The sequence below is a fragment of the Mesorhizobium sp. L103C131B0 genome, assembly GCF_000502275.1.
In the GTDB taxonomy this organism is placed as follows: domain Bacteria; phylum Pseudomonadota; class Alphaproteobacteria; order Rhizobiales; family Rhizobiaceae; genus Mesorhizobium.
In genome coordinates this window covers 89,993-111,662 of the sequence record NZ_AYXC01000012.1, presented here as the reverse complement: position 1 = coordinate 111,662, position 21,670 = coordinate 89,993, and the positions used below count along the sequence as shown (strand labels likewise).

Genomic DNA, 21,670 nt, shown 5'->3' with positions numbered 1-21,670 from the left:
GGAACAGATGGTTCGTCCCCCTGCTTAGGCTCCTTGATCCTGAACCACGTCACATAAAGCGCCGGCAGGAACAGCAGCGTGATCGCCGGCGATGATGCCGCCCATCATGGCGTATGCCATCGGGCCCCGGAACACTTCGCGCGCGATCGGGATCAGCGCCAGGCTGGCGGCCGCGGCCGTCAGCGCGATCGGCCGCATGCGGTGCTCGGTCGCTTCGATACGGCTTCCCAGCGGTCTTGGCCCTCGGCCACCAGATCCTCGATCTGCACGATCAGGATCACCTGAGTTGCGGATCAGGATGCCGATCAGCGCCAGGACGCCCAGAATGGCGACGAAGCCGAGCGGTGCGCCGCTCGGCACCAGGGCCGCGACCACGCCGATCAGGCCGAGCGGCGCCACCGCCACCACCAGGAACAGGCGCTGAAAACTTTGCAACTGGATCATCAGGATGGTCGCCATCACGAACAGCATCAGCGGCACCACCGCTGCGGCTTTTTGCGCTTTCTTCGACCGAGCCGGCGGTTGCAACGGAATAGCGGGCGGTAGTTTGGCGATGAAGGCGTCGACCGACGGCTTCAATTCGTTCACGACGGTGGCCGGCAGCACGTCGCCAACGAGGCCTGCGCGAACGGTGATCATCGGGATGCGGTTGCGCCGCCACACCGTCGGCTGTTCGAGGTCGTAGCGGAAGTTCGCCACCGCGGCGAGCGGGATCGCTTCGCCGTTCCCGGTGACGGGTGAGCTGTCACGGACTGCCCCGTACGTGTATCGGTCGGCTGGTTAAGACCGGTCTGTCGAAGTGGCCCGCATCGACGACAGGCCCAATCGCCCGGCGGCGGTGCCAACTTGAGGAAAACGTGAAATAAGGTCAGAAGAGGCCTTGGCATTCATCTAACGAGAACGGGCGTCGGCCCGATGAGGGACGAAATGAAGAACGCAGCCATTTCTGAGCGCAAGAACCAGTCGATCTCGCGCGGCGTCGGCATGACGACGCAGATCTATGCCGACCGCGCCGAGAATTCGGAGATCTGGGATGTAGAAGGCCGCCGATACATCGATTTCTCCTCCGGTATCGCCGTCGTCAACACCGGCCACCGCCATCCCAGGGTGATCGAGGCGGTCAAGGCACAGCTCGACCGCTTCACCCATACCTGCCACCAGGTCGTGCCCTATGAGAGCTATGTCAGGCTGGCCGAACGGCTGAACGGCATGCTGCCCGGCAAGTTCGAGAAGAAGACCATCTTCGTCACTACGGGTGCTGAAGCCGTCGAGAACGCCATCAAGATCGCCCGCAACGCCACTGGCCGCCAAGCCGTCATCGCCTTTGCCGGCGGCTTCCACGGCCGCACCTTCATGGGCATGGCGCTGACCGGCAAGGTCGTGCCCTACAAGGTCGGCTTCGGCGCCATGCCGGGCGACGTCTACCACGCGCCGTTTCCGGTGCCGCTGCACGGCGTGTCTACAGCCGATTCGCTGGCCGCACTCGACAAACTGTTCAAGGCCGATGTCGATCCGGCTCGCGTTGCCGCCATCATCATCGAGCCGGTCCAGGGCGAGGGCGGCTTCTACGACGCGCCGCGCGAATTCCTGACGGCGCTGCGCAAGCTCTGCGACCAGCACGGCATGCTGCTGATCGCCGATGAGGTGCAGACCGGCTTTGCCCGCACCGGCAAGATGTTCGCCATGGATCATCATGAGGTCGCGGCCGACATTACCACCATGGCGAAAAGCCTGGCCGGCGGCTTCCCGCTGGCGGCGGTCACCGGCCGCGCCGAGATCATGGATGCGCCCGGTCCTGGCGGGCTCGGCGGCACCTATGGCGGCAGCCCGATCGGTGTCGCCGCAGCACACGCCGTGCTCGACGTAATCGAGGACGAAAAGCTGTGCGACCGCGCCAATACGCTGGGCGCCCGGCTGAAACAGCGGCTGCAGTCGATCCGCGACGATGTGCCCGAGATTGTCGACATCAGGGGTCTCGGCTTCATGAACGCGGTCGAGTTCAACGACGTCAAGAAGGGCCTGCCGTCGGCCGAGATCGCCAATGCGATCCGGCTGAAGGCGCTCGACAAGGGGCTGATCCTGCTGACCTGCGGCGTCTACGGCAACGTCATCCGTTTCCTGGCTCCGATCACCATCCAGGACAATGTCATGAACGAGGCGCTCGACATTCTGGAAAGCTCGATCCGCGAAGTCTGCGCTGCCTAGCGCAAACCCTACCTCCCCCTTGTGGGGAGGTCGGACCGCAGGTCCGGGTGGGGGGCCTCGCGCCGACCCCAACCCCGCTGCTTCGCAGCGACCCTCCCCACAAGGGGGAGGGTAAGTGCGTCTAGCCCGCAGCCCGTGCCGGCTCATCCTGCTGGAACGCTGCCAGTGCAGCCTTCAGCCCGTCAGGTCCCTCAGCAATCGTCTGCGCCATCGGCGAAAACCCGGCCCCGAGCATCTTGCGGCCCAGCATATGGTCGCCCGGCCTGTTGACGGATTCGATGCCGAGCAGCCGGCTTCCAGCATAGTGGTAGATCGAGAACTTGTTCTCAGCGAGGTCGCCCAGCACGACATGGCTGTCGCCGCCCGAGGTCAGCCCGACCATCTGCAGTTTCATGTCGCCGATGTCAGACCAGAACCACGGCACCGCCGCATACGCGTCCGTATGGCCGGTGATCGTGCGTGCGGCAAGCCGCGCCTGGTCGGTGGCGTTCTGCACCGATTCCAGCCGCACGTCGCCGCCGGTCGACCAGTGGCGGTAGGAAGCGGCGTCGCCGATGGCCAGAATATCAGGCACTGAGGTGCGCATCTGTTGGTCGACGCGGATGCCATTGGCGACAGTCAGTCCGGCAGCCTGCGCAAGTTCGACATTCGGCACGGCGCCGATGCCGACGATGACCATGCGCGCGGGCAGCCTTTCGCCGGTGGAGGTGATGGCAGCGCAGACATGGCGGTTTTCCCCTTCCAGCCTGGCAATGGTGGTGCCGGTGAGGATACGCACGCCGATCGCCTCCAGCCGTTGGCGGACATGGCTCGCCACCACCGGCGCCACGGCGCGGCCAAGCAGCCGGTCGACAGCCTCGACCAGGGTGACGTTGCGGCCGGCGGCCCTCAGCGTTGCCGCGATCTCCAGCCCGATGAAGCCGCCGCCGAGGATGACCACGTCTTCGCTTTGGGCGCTGAGCGCGCGGATCAGCCGCGCATCGGCGATCGAGCGCAGCGACAGCACGCCCGAGAGGTCGGCGCCCGGCAGCGGCAGAAGCCGCGGCCGCGAACCGGTGGCCAGGATGAGCCGGTCGAACGGCAGCACGCCGCCGCCCGCTATGTCCAGCTTGCGGCCTGCCGTATCGATGCTGTCGATTCGGACGCCCGGCCTGAAGTCGATGGCGCTGCCGGTGTAAAAGGCCTCGCCGCGCAAGGGTTGCGGCTTGGCATCGGCGTCCTTGATGAAGGTCTTCGACAGCGGCGGCTTGTGATAGGGCAGATCGGTTTCGTCGCCGATCAGTATGACAGGCCCGTCATAGCCTTCCTCGCGCAGGCTGGCGGCCGCTTGCACGCCCGCATGACCCGCACCGACAATGACGACCCCGTTCTTCATCGCAACCCGAATTCCTGTTTCAAATCTGGAGCATGATGCCGAAAAGTGTGAAGCGGTTTTCGGACGACATCATGCTTTGATTGTGAGCCGTTCCGCCAGATGGCGATTGTCTGCCGCCGTCGCAAGAGCCCCGGTCCGGGTCGCACCCGGAACGGTCGCTTGTCAATCGCGGCGTCTCTCACCTTGGCTGCTGGCTACGATTTAAAGTTGATAGTGCTAGTTTAGAATAATTCTAAACTGTTGTTTCAATTGAATTTTCTAGGGTTCACCAGTTGACTTCCGGCCTCGCCATCGTTTTATGGAGGCTCGCGCGTCAGCGCATCCCTTTGATGTTTGGGCCTTGAACCCGTTCGATTGGAGGCATTTGGTGTCTTTCTCCCGTGAGCCGCAGAGCGGCGCGGCATCTGTGGTGTCCTACGGCATGCCTATGTCCCGGCACCGTTTGGCACGCGCGCCTTTTACCGAATCCCCTTTGAACTGGAGACTGATGATGACAGCGCGATATGGCGGCAGACTGGCTGCGATCGGTGCCACGGCTATGTTGACGGCGGCGGTTTTCATCCTGCCGGCCAAGGCGGCGGAGATCGATGCCAAGGCGGTCATCAAGACCTATTCCGACATCGCGCTGGCCAAGTACGAGGATTCGCTGACCACGGCGCAGGCGCTCGACAAGGCTGTCGACGCGCTGCTTGCCAACCCGTCGGCGGACACGCTGAATGCCGCCCGCGATGCCTGGAAGGCGTCGCGCGTGCCCTACCAGCAGACCGAGGTCTACCGCTTCGGCAACAAGATCGTCGACGACTGGGAAGGCAAGGTGAACTCCTGGCCGCTCGACGAAGGCCTGATCGACTACGTCGCCAAGAGCTACGGCACCGAGTCCGACGCCAACGCGCTCTACACCGCCAATGTCATCGCTAACAAGGACATCGAGATCGACGGCAAGAAGGTCGACGCCTCGAAGCTTTCGCCGGAGTTCCTCGCCGGCACGCTGCAGGAGGCCGGCGGCATCGAGGCCAATGTCGCCACCGGTTATCACGCCATCGAATTCCTGCTCTGGGGCCAGGATTTGCACGGCACCGGCCCGGGCGCCGGCGAGCGTCCGTACACCGACTACGACCTCAAGAACTGCACCGGCGGCAATTGCGATCGCCGGGCCGAGTATCTGAAGTCGGCCAGCGATCTTCTGGTCTCCGACCTGCAGGAGATGGTCGGCAACTGGAAGGAAGACGGCGCCGCCCGCAAGAACCTCGTCGATGGCCAGCCGAACACCGCTATCTCGGTGATCTTCAACGGCATGGGCTCGCTGTCCTACGGCGAACTGGCCGGGGAGCGCATGAAACTCGGCCTGCTGCTGCACGATCCCGAAGAGGAGCACGACTGCTTCTCGGATAATACCTACAACTCGCATCTCTATGACGCCATCGGCATCCGCGCCGCCTATCTCGCCAGCTACACGCGCATCGACGGCACCGTCGTTTCAGGCCCGTCGGTGCACGATATGGTCAAGGCGGCCGATCCGGCGATCGACAAGGAACTGTCCGACAAGCTCGATGTCTCGGTCGCCAAGATGGAGGCGATCAAGGCGCGGGAAGTGGCCGGCGAGGCCTACGACCAGCAGATCGCCGAGGGCAACACCGAAGGCAATGCTACCGTGCAGGCGGCAATCGACGCGCTGGTCGACCAGACCAAGTCGATCGAACGCGCCGTCGGCGCGCTGAACCTGAACAACATAGCCTTCGAGGGGTCCGACAGCCTCGACGCACCGGACAAGGTGTTCAAGTAGCACCCCAACCAACTACCAGCCAAACGGCGCGGAGGGGCGCCGTCAGCCAGAGCCAATCCATGCTGATCTGCCATTGCAACATCATCACCGAAAAGGAGATTGAGCAGACGATCGTCGATCTGCTGGATCAGGACCCCTGGCAACTGATCGTGCCGGCGAAGGTCTATCACACGATGCAAAAGCGCGGTCGCTGTTGCGGCTGCTTCCCAAATGTGGTCGAAACGATCATTCGGGTCACCGAAAATTACCACACCCGTTCGGAGGCGAGCGGCGTGGACATCGTTTCACACCTGGATCGCGTCAGAGGCCTGCGCGTCCAATATGGGAGCAGAATCCATGAAAGGCGAACCGCAGATCATCGAGCGGCTTAACGAGGCTCTGTTCCTGGAGCTTGGCGCCGTCAATCAATACTGGGTGCATTTCCGCCTGCTCGAAGATTGGGGATATGCCAAGCTGGCAAAGAAGGAACGCGCCGAATCGATCGAGGAGATGCACCATGCCGACCGGCTGGTGGCCCGTATCATCTTCCTCGAAGGGCATCCCAATTTGCAGTCCGTGGCGCCGTTGCGCATCGGCCAGAACGTCAAGGAAGTGCTCGAATCCGATCTCGCCGGCGAATATGACGCACGCACCGCCTACAAGCGTTCGCGCGAGATCTGCAACGAAGCCGGCGACTACGTGACGATGAAGCTGTTCGAGGAATTGCTGGCGGATGAGGAAGGTCACATCGACTTCCTCGAGACGCAGCTCGACCTCCTTGCCTCGATCGGCGAGGAAAAATACGGCCAGCTCAACGCCGCATCGGCGGACGAGGCGGAATAGGACCATGCAGGAATGCGGCGCCCCATAGATATTCTGCGCCGCTTGCGGCGGGCCGCCGGCCCGCTGCTCCTCAAAAACCCGCGATATCAGGCCTTTCGCGGGCTTTCGGTTGTAACCCTGGCGGCAATTTTGGCCCCGGCCCTGGCCGGATCGTCGGAACCGGTCGGCCTCGCCACGAGCCGCACCGACCTGACGCCGAAGGACCAGGCCCGCGTCCTTGCAGTTACCAGGCCAACCCAGGATTTCTCCAAGCCCGAATCCTTCGAAACGATGCAAGGCGGCGCCGGCACGTCGCGCAAGCAGGTCGACCGCGACGCCTTCTCGCAACCCTCTGAAAACATTACCTTCGAGGAACAGGGCAATTTCAAGCTCGGCAATGCGCTTTTCCGCAAGAACTGGGTGTCGTCGCCATCCTCGACCCAGGCCTCGGACGGTCTCGGACCCCTGTTCAACGAGCGCGCCTGCCAGAATTGCCATTTGAAGGATGGCCGCGGCCGCCCGCCGGCCGCCGACAGCCGCACCACGTCGATGTTCCTGCGGCTAGCGCGCGATGCGAGCACGGCCGAGGAAAAGACCGAGATCGCCGCGCACAAGGTGCTGAACTTCCCCGATCCGGTCTACGGCGCGCAGTTGCAGGGACTGGCGGTGCCCGGCCTCAAGGGCGAAGGCCGCATGTATGTCGACTATCGCGAGGAAAAGGTCACGCTCGGCGACGGCAGCCTGGTTTGGCTGCGCAAGCCGAGCTATTCGGTCGACGGGCTTGGCTACGGCCCGCTTGACCCGCGCACCACGCTGTCGCCGCGCCTGACGCCGCCAATGATCGGCCTTGGCCTGATCGAGCAGATCGCGCCGGCCGACCTCCTTGCCCATGCCGATCCCGACGACCGCGACGGCATTTCCGGCAAGCCCAACATGGTGCGTGACCTCAGCAGTGGGCAACTGACGCTTGGCCGCTTCGGTTGGAAGGCCCAGACCGCGTCGATCCGCCAGCAGGCGGCGGACGCCTTTGCCGGCGACATCGGCATTTCGACGCCGGAAGAGCCCAGTCACTGGGGCGATTGCACCGCAGCCGAAGAGGCCTGTTTGGCCATGCCCAATGGCGTGCAGAAGCGGCTCGGCCCGGTCGAGGCGCCACCACCGGTGATGGACCTCGTCACCTTCTATTCGCAGAACCTTGCGGTGCCGGCGCGGCGCGATGTCGGCGCACCCGCCGTGCTCGCCGGCAAGAAGCTGTTCTACGAGATGGGCTGCATTGCCTGTCATACGCCGAAATTCGTCACCATGCGCGGGAACAAGGCGCAGGCGTTCCAACTGATCTGGCCCTATTCCGACTTTCTGCTGCACGACATGGGGCCTGGCCTTGCCGACGGCCAGGCGGTGGGCGATGCCACGGGCAGTGAATGGCGCACCCCGCCGCTATGGGGCATCGGCCTGACAAAGACCGTCAACGGCAACGCTTTCTTCCTGCATGACGGGCGTGCGCGCACGCTTGCCGAAGCGATCCTGTGGCATGGTGGCGAGGGGCAGAAAGCGCGCGATCGCTTCGCCGCCGCCAATACGGCCGACCGCGATGCTCTCATCAAATTCCTGGAGTCATTCTGATGCTCAAGCGGGTTTTGCCTGTTCTACTCCTCCCATTGGCTCTGTTCGGTGCGTCCCCGGCATCGGCCTCGGTGAAAGCCTCCGACGTGATCCAAAGAGCGATCGACGGCTTTGTCCGCCCCGCCTATGCCAGCCTGCATGGCCATGCCGGCACCTTGGCGAAGGCCATGGACGCGCTCTGCCAGGCGCCGTCGCAGGGTAACCTCGATGCCGCGCATGCCGGATTCTCGGCCACGGTCGCAGCCTGGTCGTCGGCTGAAATCATCGGCTTCGGGCCAATCAAGGAGAACAACCGGCTGGAGCGCATGCTCTACTGGCCGGACCGAAAGAGCATCGGCCTGAAGCAGGTGCAGGCGGCGCTGGCCGGCAAGGATCCGACCGCCACCGATCCGGCGCAGCTGGCGGGCAAGAGTGTCGCGATGCAGGGATTAGGGGCGCTTGAGTTCGTGCTTTACGGCGACGGCGCCGAGACGCTCGTCGGCAAGGACGAGCCCTATCGCTGCGCCTATGGCGCGGCGATCGCCAAGAATATCGAGACCATGGCGGCCGATGTCGACGCCGCCTGGAAAAAACCGGACGGTTTTGCAGGCCTGTGGGCCAATCCCGGACCCGACAATGCGCTTTACCGCGACGGCACTGAAGCGGTGACCGAATTGGTCGGCGTGTTCATCAATGAACTCGAAATGGTGCGCGACGTGCGCCTCAAAGGTTTTCTCGGCGCCAAACCGCAGGGTGACAAGCCGAGGCAAGCGATCTACTGGCGCTCGCAAAACACCGGCCTTTCATTAGCCGGCAACCTCTCCGGCATTGATGCGCTGTTCCAGGCCTCGAAGCTCGGCGACGCGCTGCCCGAGGATAGCAGATGGATGGCGGAATCCATCCATATCCAGCTCATCAATGGCGTTGCCACTGCCAAATCCATCCAGGGTCGGATCGACAAGACGCTCGCCGATCCCGCGGAGCGCGGAAAACTCGAACATTTCGCGCTGATCACCTCCAGCCTGTCGGGCTTGATCGGCACCCGGCTAACCGCCGAGTTCGGCCTGACCGCCGGCTTTTCGTCACTGGACGGGGACTGACCAATGGTTGCGACACGCACGCCGCTGATGGACCGCCGCGATTTTCTCAGAGCTGCCGGCGCCGGCTTCGTCGCGTCAATGGCGCCGCGGGCCTGGGCGGACACGCTTGCCGCCGATGCCGTCTTTGCCACCGCCTTCGGCAAGCGCGACGGCAGCTTTGGCGCCGCTGTGTTGTCGGAAGCCGGAAAAGTATTGCATGCGATCGACCTGCCCGACCGTGGCCACGACGTCACCTTCGATCCGGTCTCAAAGCGCTCCGTGGTCTTCGCCCGGCAACCCGGCACCTTCGCCGTGGTCTTCGACCATGCCGGCCGCGAGCCGCCGCTGACCATCGCCAGCATCACCGGTCGGCATTTCTTCGGCCACGGTGTGTTTTCCACCGACGGCGCGCTGCTTTACGCCACCGAAAACAATTTCGACAATGCCGCCGGCGTCGTCGGGATCTACGACGCACGGGCCAAGTTCAGCCGCATCGGCGAGTTTCCGACCTATGGCATGGGGCCGCATGAGCTCTTGCTGCTCGGAGACGGCCGGACGATCGCCATCGCCAATGGCGGCATCGAGACCCATCCCGACTATGGCCGCGCCGAGCTCAACATCGCCACCATGAAGCCGTCCTATGTGCTGGTCGATCGCACAACCGGCGATCTCATCGAAAAGCACGAACTGCCGCCGGCTCTGCACCAGCTGTCGATTCGCCACATGGATGCCGACCCCACAGGCACCATCTGGTTCGGCTGCCAGTACCGCGGGCCGGGCACCGAGCGGCCACCGCTGGTCGGCCGCGCCACGCGCGGCAAGGGGCTGCAGCTGCTCGACATGCCGCAGGACGTGCTATCCGGCTTCCGGAATTACATCGGCTCGGTCGCCGCCAACCCGATTGCCGGCACGGTCGCGGTGTCTTCGCCGGAAGGCAATTCGCTGGCCGTCATCGACGCCGCCAGCGGCAAGATCGTCGCCACCAAGGCGCTGGTCGAGGTCTGCGGCCTGGCGCCCGACGGCCCGGGCTTCATGGCAACCACGGGTGCCGGCGAAATCATCGAAGGCAGCGGCGCGACGCGCTGCGAGCCCGACTATGTCTGGGACAACCACATGCTGCGCATCGCGCCGGCGGCGTAAGCCGTCCGGCCTGCACCGAAGCGAAGCCGCTTAACAATTTACGCGCTGGCTCTTGCGGCGGCGCGCCGTGGCGGGCAGAGGGAGACTGTTTTTCGAACCGGTCGCCCATGAAACTGCTCGCCATCGACTGTGCCGCCAATCTCTGCGCCGCTTGCGTCTATGACGCATCGGGCGACAGAGAGCTCGGCCGCTCGGTACTCGATCTCGGCAAAGGCCACGCCGAACACCTGATGGCTGTCATTGACGAAGCGTTGAAAGCGGACGGCACCGATTATGCCGGCCTTGGCGCCGTTGCGGTCTCCATCGGTCCGGGTTCCTTCACCGGCCTGCGGGTGGGCGTCTCGGCGGCGCGCGGCCTGGCGCTGGCGCTGAAGATCCCGGCGATCGGGGTAACGACACTGGAGGCGCTGGCGGCCGAGGCGAGGGCGGCATTTCCCGGCCGCCCGATCCTGGCGGCTCTCGATGCAGGCCGCGAGGAGATCCATGCGGCGTTTTACGATGCGGAAGCGATTTTGCGCTATGGTCCGGCTGTGACCACACTTGCCCAAGCCGCGGGAATGGCGGCGGACAATCGTCCGGTGCTTGCCGGCACGGCCGCCGTGCAGATCGCAGCCGCGGCCGGTCGCGATTTCGATATCGGCCCGACGGCTGCCACCGCCGACATTGCCGTCTACGCCCGGCTCGCCGCTGCAAAAGGTGAGGGCGACAAGCCGAAGCCACTCTATCTGCGCGGCGCCGATGCCAAGGCGCAGGCCGGGTTCATCCTGTTGAGGCAGGAAAAGTGATGCGCATCCCTTTCCTCCAGCCGCGCCGCAGGGACTATGCGCTCGAGCCGCTGACCATCGCCGACAGCCCGGCAGCGTCGGTGCTGCACCGCGAGGATTTCGTCCGGCCCTGGACCGATGGCGAGTTCGCCGCGTTGCTCGAACAGGAAACCGTGTTCGGCTATGCCGCGCGCGAAATCGGCCAGGGCGCCAAGCCGCCGGTCGGCTTCGTGCTGGCCAGGCTTGCAGCCGGCGAGGGCGAGATTCTGACCGTGGCGGTGGCGCGCTCGCATCGCCGCCAGGGGCTCGGCTGGCAGTTGATGGACGCGGTACTGCGCGAATTGCATGCGCAGCGGGCCGAGGCGCTGTTCCTTGAGGTCGACGAGACCAATGTCGCTGCCATCGCCCTCTACCGGCGGCTGGGTTTCCGCCAGGTCGGCCACCGCGCCAATTATTACCGCTCGACCGAACATGGTCCTACCGGCGCGCTTGTCATGCGCCGCGATCTTCGCTAGCCAAAGTTTTGGGGCAGGGCCAAGCTGCATGATCGGAAAAATCAGGATCTTCCTGGCGCTGAGCCTCGTTGTCATCGGTTCGCTGGTCCTTGTGCCTTTGCAGCTGCTGTCGATGAAGACCGGAATCTGGCGCGAGACGGTCATTCTGAAGGCCTGGCACAGCCTCATCGTCCGGACGCTCGGCCTGCGCATCCATGTCAAAGGTGCGCTGTCCAGCCAGCGCCCGCTGCTGGTCGCCTCGAACCATATCTCCTGGACCGACATCATGGTGCTGGGCTCCTTTGCCGATGTGACCTTCATCGCTCGGGCGGACATGGAGGGATGGCCGCTGATCGGCTGGCTGTCGAAACTGCAGCGTACGGTCTTCATCGAACGCGAGCGCAAGCGGACAGCTGGCGACCAGGCCAGCGAGATCGCCAGCCGCATGGCCAAGGGCGACGCCATGGTGCTGTTTGCCGAGGGCTCTACCGGCGACGGCAACACCATCCTGCCGTTCAAGAGCACCTTGTTCGGCGCCGCCTCGATGGCGATTTCGGAAGGCGCGGCCGAGCAGGTCTTCATCCAGCCGCTGGCGATTGCCTACACGCGGGTGCACGGCGTGCCTCTCGGCCGTCGCCACCGGCCGCTCGCTGCCTGGATCGGCGATCAGGACCTGATGCCGCATCTCAAGGTGCTGATGGCCGAAGGCGCCATTGACGTCGAGGTGCATTTCGGCGAGCCCATCGCCTTTTCCAAGGGCTCGAACCGCAAGGAAACGTCGAGGCTGATGGAAAGCAAGGTGCGCGCCATGATGCAGGCCGCGCTCGCCGATCCCCGACCGAGCCGCTAGCGCAGGCCGAGCGCCTACAGGCCGATGCCCGAGAATCGTCTGTTTTTTGTCACGGAAAGGCGTTAGAAGCCGCCGGATGGATTTGAACACGATAGAGCGGAACGAAACCGACAGCGCCTCGCAAAGCGCTGCTGCGGCGTCCGCCCCGGCCAAAAAGGTCTTCGTCAAGACCTATGGCTGCCAGATGAATGTCTATGACTCACAGCGCATGACCGATGCGCTGGCCGCCGACGGCTACACCGCGACCGATGTCATCGCCGACGCCGACCTGGTGCTGCTCAACACCTGCCATATCAGGGAGAAGGCGGCGGAAAAGGTCTATTCTGAGCTCGGCCGCATCCGCGACATGAAGGCTGAACGCGCAGCAGTTGGGCGCGAAATGCTGATCGGCGTCGCCGGTTGCGTCGCGCAGGCCGAAGGCCCGGAAATCATCCGCCGTTCGCCTGCTGTCGATCTGGTCATCGGCCCGCAGACCTATCACCGGCTGCCCGATGTGCTGGCCCGGGTGCGTGGCGGCGAGAAGATCGTCGAGACCGAATACGCCATCGAGGACAAGTTCGAGCATCTGCCGCAGCCGAAGCGTGCCGAAATGATCAAGCGCGGCGTCACCGCCTTCCTCACGGTACAGGAAGGCTGCGACAAATTCTGCACCTTCTGCGTCGTGCCCTATACCAGGGGCTCGGAAGTGTCGCGGCCGGTGGCGCAGATCGTCGCCGAAGCCGAGCGGCTGGCCGATGCCGGTGTGCGCGAGGTGACGCTGCTGGGGCAGAACGTCAATGCATGGCACGGCAAGGGTGAGGATAGCATGGAATGGGGGCTTGGCCGTCTGCTGTTCCGGCTAGCCGAAATTCCCGGCCTGGCGCGGCTGCGCTACACCACCAGCCATCCGCGCGACATGAACGACGAATTGATCGCTGCCCATCGCGACCTCCCGGCTTTGATGCCTTATCTGCACCTGCCGGTGCAATCCGGGTCAGACCGCATCCTCAAGGCGATGAACCGCAGGCACACGGCCAAGGACTATCTGGCGCTGCTCGAGCGCATCCGCGCTGCACGCGGCGACATCGCGCTGTCCGGTGACTTCATCGTCGGCTTCCCCGGCGAAACCGACGCCGATTTCGAGGCGACGATGGATCTGGTGGGCCAGGTGAACTACGCCTCGGCCTTCTCGTTCAAATATTCGCCGCGTCCCGGCACGCCGGGCGCCGATATGCCCGATCACGTGCCGGAAGCGGTCAAGGACGAGCGCCTGCAACGCCTGCAGGCGCTGCTGCTGAAACAACAGCAGGATTTCGGCCTGGGCCTGGTCGGCAGCACCATCGACACGCTGATCGAGAAGCCCGGCCGTCAGGCCGGCCAGAAGGTCGGCCGCTCGCCCTGGCTGCAGCCGGTTATTGTTGATGAAAAGGCCGGCGAAATCGGTGACATTATCCGGGTGCGAATCACGAAGACGGGCTACAATAGCCTGTTCGCCGAGTTGGCTTGATGGCCTCGGCAGATGAGGAGAGACGGTTGAGCGCTGCTGAAGTGAAGACTCTGCCCCAGAACCAGACATCCGGGGCCTCTGACATGGCGCACATCGTTCTGACTTTCGACAACAACAAGCTTGCCAGCGCCCTGTACGGTCAGTTCGACGAGAATTTGGCCCGGCTTGAGCAGAAGCTCGGCGTCGACATCCGCTCGCGCGGCAACCAGCTGACCATCAAGGGCTCGGCCTCGGCGGCCGAGCAGGCGCGCCGCGCGCTCGACAATCTCTACGGCATTCTCCAGAAGGGCACCGATATCGGCCAGTCCGACGTTGATGGCGCCGTGCGCATGGCGATTGCCGCCGACGACCAGCTGACGCTGCCGACGCTGGAACGCAAGGGCAAAGTCTCGGCCGCCCAGATCTCCACCCGCAAGAAGACGATCTATGCCCGTTCGCTCAATCAGGACGCCTATATGCGGGCACTGGAGCGTTCGGAACTTGTCTTCGGCATTGGCCCCGCCGGCACCGGCAAGACCTATCTGGCGGTGGCGCATGCGGCGATGCTGCTCGAACGCGGCATGGTCGAGCGCATCATCCTGTCACGGCCAGCGGTCGAGGCCGGCGAGCGGCTGGGTTTTCTGCCCGGCGATATGAAGGAAAAGGTCGATCCGTACCTGCGGCCCCTCTATGACGCGCTCTACGACATGATGCCGGCCGACAAGGTCGAGCGTGCTATCGCTGCCGAGGTCATCGAAATCGCGCCGCTGGCCTTCATGCGCGGCCGCACGCTGGCGCATGCCGCCGTCATCCTCGACGAGGCGCAGAACACCACGCCGATGCAGATGAAGATGTTTTTGACCCGCCTCGGCGAGAATTCGCGCATGATCGTCACCGGCGATCCGACGCAGATCGATCTGCCTCCAAGCACCAAGTCGGGCCTCGTCGAAGCCTTGCGTGTCCTTGACGGCGTGGCCGGCGCGGTAACCGTGCGCTTCAACGATGTCGACGTTGTGCGCCACCCGCTGGTGGCCGAAATCGTCAGGGCCTATGACCGCGACGCCAAGCTGGCGCGCGGCCTCGGCGCCGAGAGCTGATGTGACGATGCGGGCTCATGCCTGAAGACATAAGACCTGGCGGCGGGGATAGTTCGGTTCCCGTCGAGATCGATATGTCGGTCGGGGCCGGCGACTGGCCCGACGAGGCGGCGCTGACGCGTCTGGTCAATCGCGCCGTGTCGGCTGCCTTTGCCGAAACCGCTGCTGCCGGTCCTTCCGAACTCAGCATCGTCTTTTCCGACGATGCCCATATCCGTACCCTCAATGCCGGCTGGCGCGGCAAGGACAAGGCGACCAACGTCTTGTCTTTCCCTGCTTTTCCGTTCCCCAGGGGTGGCAAGCTGCCGCCCATGCTGGGTGACATCGTGCTGGCCGCCGAGACGGTGGCGCGCGAAGCAGCCCTGGAAGACAAGCCCTTCGAGAACCATATCACCCATCTCGTCATCCACGGCCTGCTGCATTTGCTGGGCTACGATCATGAGACCGATGCAGAGGCCGAGGAGATGGAAGCCATCGAGCGCTCAGCGCTCGCAAGGCTTGCCATTCCCGATCCCTACACGTAATGACAAAAGACCAATTGACCGGACGACGATGAACGACAAACCAGAAACTGCCGCCCGCCCCGAGGCTGGCAGTGCGACAAAGCCTTCCGATACGACGGAAGAGGGATCGAGTCCGAGTCCCAGTTCCGGCAGCCTCGCTTCTGGTGGTATTGCCAGCGAGCCATCGCCTGCCGGTCCGTCCCTGTTCGACCGCGTCTTGGGCCTTTTCAGGCAGCGGAACGGCACCAGCCTGCGCGAGGAAATCGCCGGCGCGCTTGCCGAAACGACCAGCGATGCCGGGTCTTTCTCGCCCGGCGAACGCGCCATGCTCAACAACATATTGCGCCTGCGCGAGGTACGCGTCGAGGACGTCATGGTGCCGCGCGCCGATATTGAGGCCGTCGAGATCACCACGACGTTGGGCGATCTGCTCGGTCTGTTCGAGCAGTCCGGCCATTCCCGCATGCCGGTCTATTCCGAGACGCTCGACGATCCGCGCGGCATGGTTCACATCCGCGACGTGCTGGCCCACATCACCAAGGTCGCCCGGGTCAAGAAGGGCAGAACATCCAGGAAGACGCCGGCAACGACGCTTCTCGACCTCGCTCAGGTCGATCTCGGCCGCACCATCGGCGACCTCAATCTGATCCGCCCGGTGCTGTTCGTGCCGCCCTCGATGCTTGCCTCCGACCTGATGGGCCATATGCAGACGACGCGAACCCAGATGGCGCTGGTCATCGACGAATATGGCGGCACCGATGGTCTCGCCTCGCTGGAAGACATCGTCGAGATGGTCGTCGGCGATATCGAGGACGAGCATGACGAGGACGAGCCGCTGATCACCCAGACCGGCGAGGGCGTGTTCGTCGTCGACGGCAAGGCCGAGATCGACGAGGTCGCCAAGATGATCGGCGAGGACTTTACCGCCGGTGAGCATGGTGAATATGTCGACACGATCGGCGGCATGATTTTCAACACGCTCGGTCGCGTGCCCGCGCGTGGTGAGGTTGTGCAAGCCATCCCCGGCTTCGAATTCCACGTGCTCGACGCCGATCCGCGCCGCGTCAAGCGGGTGCGCATCGTCCAGAACCAGAAGGGCGAGCGTCGCCGCCGCGTGACCGCCCCCCGCACCGAGCAGGCCTAGGACAGAACGTTGCCCGGCCGATGACGATCGACGATCCCTTCAAGCACTCAACCTTTGGCTCGGGTGTCTTCTACAAGGACCCGCGAGCCGCATTGAAATGGCTCGAAACGGCCTTCGGCTTCGAGCCGAGCATGGTGGTCAGCGATGCCGACGGACGGCTGGTCCATGCCGAAATGCGTTTTGGCGACGGCTACATCATCGTCGATTCCGAATGGGCCGATCATATTGCCAGTCCGGTAAGCGTCGGCGGCAAGAACACTCAGTCGGTCTGTGTGCGTCTGAAAGACGGCCTGGACGTGCATTGTGAGCGGGCAATGGCGGCTGGAGCCCAAATCGTCGAGGGGCCTGCCGACCATTTCTACGGCGAACGGCAGTATCGGGCGCGCGACCCCGAAGGCCATGTCTGGACCTTCTCCCAGACCTTGCGCACCGTGCCGCGCGAGGAGGCCGAGCAACTGAGCGGGCTAACCATCGAGGGATGGCACCGATAGCGCAGCGATCGGCCGGTTCGCGTTTCAATAAATCTGATAAATCTTGGCTCTTGATTCGCGCGACCTGGGAAGTCTGTATGGAGCGCCTTGCCGGCCGGATAATTCTGCTTTGGGGCTGGCGGCGCGCGCTGGTGGCGTTTCTTGCCGGGGCGCTGGCGGTGCTCGCCCAGGCGCCTTACGATTTCTTCGCCGTCTGTTTCGTCTCGTTTCCACTGCTGGTCTGGCTGCTCGACGGCGCCACCGGCGAGGCTTCCGACGGCTGGCTCAGGCGCCTGCGGCCGGCTTTTGCCATCGGCTGGTGGTTCGGCTTCGGCTATTTCCTCGCCGGCCTATGGTGGATCGGCGAGGCGCTTCTGGTCGAGGCCGACAGTTTCGCCTGGGCCTTACCCTTCGCGGTCGTAGGCATTCCTTTGGCGCTGGCATTTTTCTACGGCTTCGCCACCGTCGTCGCGCGGCTGTTATGGACCAACGATATTGGCCGCATTGCCGCCCTTGCCTTTGCTTTTGGCCTGACGGAATGGCTGCGCGGCTTCCTGTTCACCGGCTTTCCCTGGAATGCCGTGGGTTATGCGGCGATGCCCGTGCCGCTGTTGATGCAAAGCGTGTCGGTGACCGGCATGGTCGGCATGAACGCGCTGGCGGTCTTTGTCTTCGCCATGCCGGCCTTGCTTGCAGCACGCCGGCATGTCCGTCTCGGTGTGGTCCTGCTTGCCATGCTCGTCGCCGCCCATGCCGGCTTCGGCTATGTCAGGCTCGCGACCCCCGACAAGCCGACAACCCGCACTCTCGATGTCCGCATCGTGCAACCGGATGTCGACCTCAGCGAAAAATGGGACGCCTCGGTGCGCGACCGCATCTTCGCCACGATGATGGGCCTGTCGGCCGCAGCGCCCGATCCCGGTCATGACAAACCGCAACTTATCCTGTGGCCGGAGACCTCGGTACCGTTCCTGTTCACCGAGCGTCCGGACGCGCTGACCGCGCTCGGCGACATGCTGCAGCCTGGTCAGATGCTGATTGCCGGCGTAGTGCGCGAGGAGCGCGGATCGGGGGCGGATGCCGACAGCCGCTACTACAATTCGGTGGTGGCGATCGACGACAGGGGCGAAATCGCTGATGCCGTCGACAAGGTCCATCTGGTGCCGTTCGGCGAGTATCTGCCGTTTTCCGGTCTGCTCAGCCGCTTCGGCATCGGACAACTCGTCGCCGGGCCGATGAACTTCGCCGCCGGCAACGAGCGCCATCCGATCGCTCTGCCCGGCGGCATCAGCGCCTTGCCGTTTATTTGCTACGAGGTGATCTTTCCTGATCTGGTGGCTGTTGACGCAACGTCATCCCAGCTTATTGTAAACGTCACCAACGACGCATGGTTCGGCGACACGCCCGGGCCGTACCAGCATTTCAGGCAGGCTCAGATTCGCGCGGTGGAAAACGGATTGCCGCTGTTGCGCGCCGCCAACAACGGCATTTCCGCCGTTGTCGATACGCGGGGACGCATCGTCGACGCATTGGCGGTCGATGCACGTGGCGCCATCGACGTGCGGGTGCCGATCTCCGGCCAAGCCTTCATCTCCGCCGCGCGGCGGCGCATTAACGGAATGCTGATCATGTTGGTGTTTGCCGCAATCGCCCTCAGCTTGAACGTAAGGCAACGGCTACGGGTGAATTGACAGTCGACACATTAGAAACTCATACTGTTACCGCCTAATTTTCTCGAAGTCGGTTGGTGTTTCTGTTGGGGCAGTTGGCTCCGGCTTCGTTTGGGCGAGAAAAATAGAAAAGGCCGGAAAAATTCGGCGAGGAAAAAATGACAGAAGAAAACAAGAAGAAACCGAATCCGATCGACATCCATGTCGGAAGTCGCGTCCGCCTTCGGCGCAATATGCTTGGAATGAGCCAGGAAAAGCTTGGTGAAAATCTCGGTATTACGTTTCAGCAGATCCAAAAATATGAAAAAGGAACGAACCGCGTCGGCGCCAGCCGTCTGCAGGCAATAGCCTCGATACTCAGCGTGCCTGTCGCCTTCTTTTTCGAGGATGCGCCAGGGCAGGAGCCGGTGGGTAATAGAGGATTTGCCGAGGACACTTCGATGGCTTTCGCCGTCGAATTCTGCGGCAGTCCGGAAGGGCTTCAGCTCAACCGCGCGTTCGTCAAGATCGCGGATGTGAAGGTGCGCCGCCGGATTATCGACCTTGTGAAGTCCCTTTCTGCCGAAGATGCCGAGTGATTCGGTGGGTCGATTGACCCATTGGCCCCAGTAATCCCCTGGGCCCGAGTAGCCCAGAGGCTCGACTGCCGGCGGCGCCAAGCCGCCGGTGGTACAAGATATATTGCTGCGGCACTCATGCCAGAACCGCGGCACCGCTTGACGAGCGGCGCCCGGCACCGTTAACACGTGGCGCGCCAAATCGGCAGCCCTGCCGATCGTTTTTTCAAGAGGGGACACCCGTGACGCGGCAGAACTACTTCTTCACCTCGGAATCCGTGGCCGAGGGTCATCCCGATAAAGTCTGTGACCGCATCTCGGACGAGATCGTCGATCTGGTCTATCGCGAGGCCAAGAAGACCGGCATGGACCCATGGAAAGTCCGCGTCGCCTGCGAGACGCTCGCAACCACCAACCGCGTCGTCATCGCCGGCGAAGTAAGGGTTCCCGATACTCTGCTGAAGCGGGACAAAGCCGGCAACATCCTCAAGGACGCCGCCGGGCATTCGGTCGTCAACCCGGCCAAGTTCAAGTCGGTCGCCCGCAAGGCGATCCGCGAAATCGGCTACGAGCAGGCCGGCTTCCACTGGAAGACGGCAAAGATCGAGGTTCTGCTGCACGGCCAGTCGCCCGACATCGGCCAGGGCGTCGACAGCGCCGCCGACCGCCAGGGCGAAGAGGGTGCCGGCGACCAGGGCATCATGTTCGGCTATGCCTGCCGCGAGACCCCGGATCTGATGCCGGCGCCGATCTATTACAGCCACAAGATTCTCGAACTGCTCGCCGCTGCCCGTCACGAAAACAACGGCGAAGCCGGCAAGCTCGGACCCGACGCCAAGAGCCAGGTCACCGTTCGCTATGTCGATGGCAAGGCCGCCGAAGCGACTCAGATCGTGCTATCGACGCAGCATCTCGACGCGACCTGGGATTCCAAGAAGGTCCGCAAGGTCGTTGAGCCTTACATCCGTGAGGCGCTCGGCGACCTCAAGATCGCCGACGATTGCATGTGGTACATCAACCCGACCGGCAAGTTCGTCATCGGTGGGCCGGACGGCGACGCCGGCCTGACCGGCCGCAAGATCATCGTCGACACCTACGGTGGTGCTGCCCCGCACGGCGGCGGCGCCTTCTCCGGCAAGGACACCACCAAGGTCGACCGCTCCGCCGCCTACGCGGCGCGCTATCTCGCCAAAAATGTGGTGGCGGCCAAGCTCGCCGACCGCTGCACCATCCAGCTGTCCTACGCCATCGGCGTTGCTCAGCCGCTGTCGGTCTATGTCGACCTGCACGGCACCGGCAAGGTCGACGAGGCCAAGCTCGAGGAAGCGCTGCGCACGGTGATGGATTTGTCGCCATCCGGCATCCGCAGGCATCTCGACCTCAACAAGCCGATCTACGCAAAGACCTCGTCCTACGGCCATTTCGGCCGCAAGGCCGGCCGAGACGGGTCCTTCTCCTGGGAAAAGACCGATCTGGCCAAGGCGCTCAAGGACGCGATCGCTGCTTAGGCATGATTCCAAAAAGTGGGTACCGGTTTTTTGGAAAAGATCATGCTCCAACAAAGGATTAGATTGAGATGAGATTTCAGCCAAATCTCATCTCAATCCCAAATCTCATCTCAATCTAAGCGCGGCGCGACCAGGCCATGGATCCACAGGACAGGCGGAGCCGCGCGACCGAAGGGTTCTTCGGCCGCCGGCACGGCAAGACCATTCGCCCGCAGCAGGCGGCGGCGCTGGAAAGCGGTCTTGGGGCCTATGGCCTCGACCTCTCCGTCCAGGCACCGGCAGAATTGCGCGCGCTATTCTCAGCGGATGTTTCAACGGTTCGGCTGGAAATCGGCTTCGGCGGCGGTGAGCATCTGCTGCACCGTGCCACGGAGGCACCGGCGACCGGCTTCATCGGTGCCGAGCCGTTCGTCAACGGCATGGCCAAGCTGATGATGGCGGTGCGGGAAAAGCCGCTTGCCAATCTTCGCGTCCATGACGACGACGCCACGCGCCTGCTCGATTGGCTGCCGCAGGCGTCGCTCGACGGCATCGATCTGCTCTATCCCGATCCCTGGCCGAAGAAAAAGCACTGGAAGCGGCGCTTTGTCAGCCCGCTCAACCTCGATCGGTTCGCGCGCGTGCTGAAGCCGGGCGGAAGCTTCCGCTTCGCCTCCGACATCGACACCTATGTGAACTGGACCTTGTTGCACTGCCGGGCGCATGGCGGGCTCCTCTGGCAGGTGCAAGATGGGGCCGACTGGCATCGGCCCTATGAAGGCTGGCCGGGCACACGCTACGAGGCAAAAGCCATTCGCGAGGGCCGACGGCCGGCCTATCTCACCTTCATCAGAAAATAGTTCGATGCGGGAAAGTGTCCCGCATCGACAGCCGGTCTGGCTTCAGAAACGGCCGATCTTGCCGAAAGCGGTCGGGTCCATGCCGAGCCGGCGCAGATCGTTGGCGCGCGGCTTGCGGCCGGCTTCGACGGCCCGCGAGGCGGCAACGGCGCTGCCGAACAGGGCAAAGGCGTCGCCTATGGCGGAAAACACGGTACGGTTGCTCATTGTCTTGACCTTTCGCGCGCCACCGCGCGCTCATCTTTGATTTGTGCAGTGCAACATAGATAGGGATGTGAAATCCGGGATCACAGGGCCGTTACCGCATAGCCGGCATGCGCCGCG

The 21,670-nt window shown here is 63.7% G+C and carries 22 protein-coding genes; 19 read left to right on the top strand and 3 right to left on the bottom strand.

Going from position 1 to position 21,670, the window contains the following annotated elements:
• Positions 1–24: 24 nt before the first annotated feature.
• Positions 25–699, bottom strand: a complete 675-nt coding sequence (locus X730_RS145290; RefSeq protein WP_023826831.1) for an efflux RND transporter permease subunit — start codon at positions 697–699, stop codon at positions 25–27.
• A 228-nt stretch (positions 700–927) separates the two neighbouring features.
• Between X730_RS145290 and X730_RS145295 the strand changes: the two genes are divergently transcribed.
• Positions 928–2,205, top strand: a complete 1,278-nt coding sequence (locus X730_RS145295; protein WP_023669533.1) for a 4-aminobutyrate--2-oxoglutarate transaminase — start codon at positions 928–930, stop codon at positions 2,203–2,205.
• 121 nt (positions 2,206–2,326) lie between these two features.
• Here X730_RS145295 and X730_RS145300 read toward each other — a convergent pair whose 3' ends face one another.
• Positions 2,327–3,580, bottom strand: a complete 1,254-nt coding sequence (locus X730_RS145300) for an FAD-dependent oxidoreductase (protein ID WP_023696740.1) — start codon at positions 3,578–3,580, stop codon at positions 2,327–2,329.
• A gap of 490 nt (positions 3,581–4,070) precedes the next feature.
• Here X730_RS145300 and X730_RS145305 point away from each other — a divergent pair, with 490 nt between their 5' ends.
• From X730_RS145305 to X730_RS145390, 18 genes are all read left to right on the top strand, one after another.
• Positions 4,071–5,363 (top strand): imelysin family protein, encoded by a 1,293-nt coding sequence (locus tag X730_RS145305; RefSeq protein ID WP_023692591.1) that lies wholly within the window; start codon positions 4,071–4,073, stop codon positions 5,361–5,363.
• Between the two features lie 59 nt (positions 5,364–5,422).
• Entirely contained in the window at positions 5,423–5,734 is a 312-nt protein-coding gene (locus X730_RS145310) for a (2Fe-2S)-binding protein (RefSeq protein ID WP_023669536.1), read from the top strand.
• Positions 5,700–6,185, top strand: coding sequence for a bacterioferritin (gene bfr, locus X730_RS145315; protein WP_023669537.1), 486 nt, complete (start codon positions 5,700–5,702; stop codon positions 6,183–6,185). Before X730_RS145310 ends, bfr begins: the two co-directional genes overlap by 35 nt.
• Positions 6,186–6,197: 12 nt before the next feature.
• Positions 6,198–7,787, top strand: coding sequence for a di-heme oxidoredictase family protein (locus X730_RS145320; protein WP_023703488.1), 1,590 nt, complete (start codon positions 6,198–6,200; stop codon positions 7,785–7,787).
• Entirely contained in the window at positions 7,787–8,866 is a 1,080-nt protein-coding gene (locus tag X730_RS145325; protein ID WP_023682016.1) for an imelysin family protein, read from the top strand. Before X730_RS145320 ends, X730_RS145325 begins: the two co-directional genes overlap by 1 nt.
• Before the next feature lie 3 nt (positions 8,867–8,869).
• The gene (locus X730_RS145330; RefSeq protein WP_023826830.1) at positions 8,870–9,985 is read left to right on the top strand and encodes a DUF1513 domain-containing protein; all 1,116 of its coding nucleotides are present in this window, start codon (positions 8,870–8,872) and stop codon (positions 9,983–9,985) included.
• Between the two features lie 107 nt (positions 9,986–10,092).
• On the top strand, positions 10,093–10,770 hold the full coding sequence (gene tsaB, locus X730_RS145335; RefSeq protein ID WP_023711441.1) for a tRNA (adenosine(37)-N6)-threonylcarbamoyltransferase complex dimerization subunit type 1 TsaB: 678 nt from the start codon (positions 10,093–10,095) through the stop codon (positions 10,768–10,770).
• A complete protein-coding gene (rimI, locus tag X730_RS145340) occupies positions 10,770–11,264 on the top strand; it encodes a ribosomal protein S18-alanine N-acetyltransferase (protein WP_023669542.1) in 495 nt (164 codons plus the stop codon). The genes tsaB and rimI overlap by 1 nt, the downstream gene beginning before the upstream one ends.
• A 28-nt stretch (positions 11,265–11,292) precedes the next feature.
• On the top strand, positions 11,293–12,093 hold the full coding sequence (locus X730_RS145345; RefSeq protein ID WP_023740770.1) for a 1-acyl-sn-glycerol-3-phosphate acyltransferase: 801 nt from the start codon (positions 11,293–11,295) through the stop codon (positions 12,091–12,093).
• A 76-nt stretch (positions 12,094–12,169) separates the two neighbouring features.
• On the top strand, positions 12,170–13,579 hold the full coding sequence (gene miaB, locus X730_RS145350; protein ID WP_023826829.1) for a tRNA (N6-isopentenyl adenosine(37)-C2)-methylthiotransferase MiaB: 1,410 nt from the start codon (positions 12,170–12,172) through the stop codon (positions 13,577–13,579).
• Positions 13,579–14,655, top strand: coding sequence for a PhoH family protein (locus tag X730_RS145355; RefSeq protein ID WP_196813585.1), 1,077 nt, complete (start codon positions 13,579–13,581; stop codon positions 14,653–14,655). Before miaB ends, X730_RS145355 begins: the two co-directional genes overlap by 1 nt.
• Before the next feature lie 17 nt (positions 14,656–14,672).
• Positions 14,673–15,179: an rRNA maturation RNase YbeY gene (ybeY, locus tag X730_RS145360; RefSeq protein WP_023692587.1), complete on the top strand. Its 507-nt coding sequence runs from the start codon at positions 14,673–14,675 to the stop codon at positions 15,177–15,179.
• Positions 15,180–15,207: 28 nt separating this feature from the next.
• Positions 15,208–16,302, top strand: coding sequence for a hemolysin family protein (locus X730_RS145365; protein WP_023826828.1), 1,095 nt, complete (start codon positions 15,208–15,210; stop codon positions 16,300–16,302).
• 20 nt (positions 16,303–16,322) lie between these two features.
• A complete protein-coding gene (locus X730_RS145370) occupies positions 16,323–16,793 on the top strand; it encodes a VOC family protein (RefSeq protein ID WP_023826827.1) in 471 nt (156 codons plus the stop codon).
• 77 nt (positions 16,794–16,870) lie between these two features.
• Positions 16,871–18,463, top strand: coding sequence for an apolipoprotein N-acyltransferase (lnt, locus tag X730_RS145375; RefSeq protein ID WP_023826826.1), 1,593 nt, complete (start codon positions 16,871–16,873; stop codon positions 18,461–18,463).
• A gap of 137 nt (positions 18,464–18,600) precedes the next feature.
• A complete protein-coding gene (locus tag X730_RS145380; protein WP_023669550.1) occupies positions 18,601–19,020 on the top strand; it encodes a helix-turn-helix domain-containing protein in 420 nt (139 codons plus the stop codon).
• Between the two features lie 221 nt (positions 19,021–19,241).
• On the top strand, positions 19,242–20,507 hold the full coding sequence (gene metK, locus X730_RS145385; protein ID WP_023826825.1) for a methionine adenosyltransferase: 1,266 nt from the start codon (positions 19,242–19,244) through the stop codon (positions 20,505–20,507).
• 137 nt (positions 20,508–20,644) lie between these two features.
• Positions 20,645–21,346 (top strand): tRNA (guanosine(46)-N(7))-methyltransferase TrmB, encoded by a 702-nt coding sequence (locus X730_RS145390; protein ID WP_023826824.1) that lies wholly within the window; start codon positions 20,645–20,647, stop codon positions 21,344–21,346.
• Between the two features lie 42 nt (positions 21,347–21,388).
• Here X730_RS145390 and X730_RS1000000166400 read toward each other — a convergent pair whose 3' ends face one another.
• Entirely contained in the window at positions 21,389–21,553 is a 165-nt protein-coding gene (locus X730_RS1000000166400; protein WP_023669553.1) for a hypothetical protein, read from the bottom strand.
• Positions 21,554–21,670: the final 117 nt, after the last annotated feature.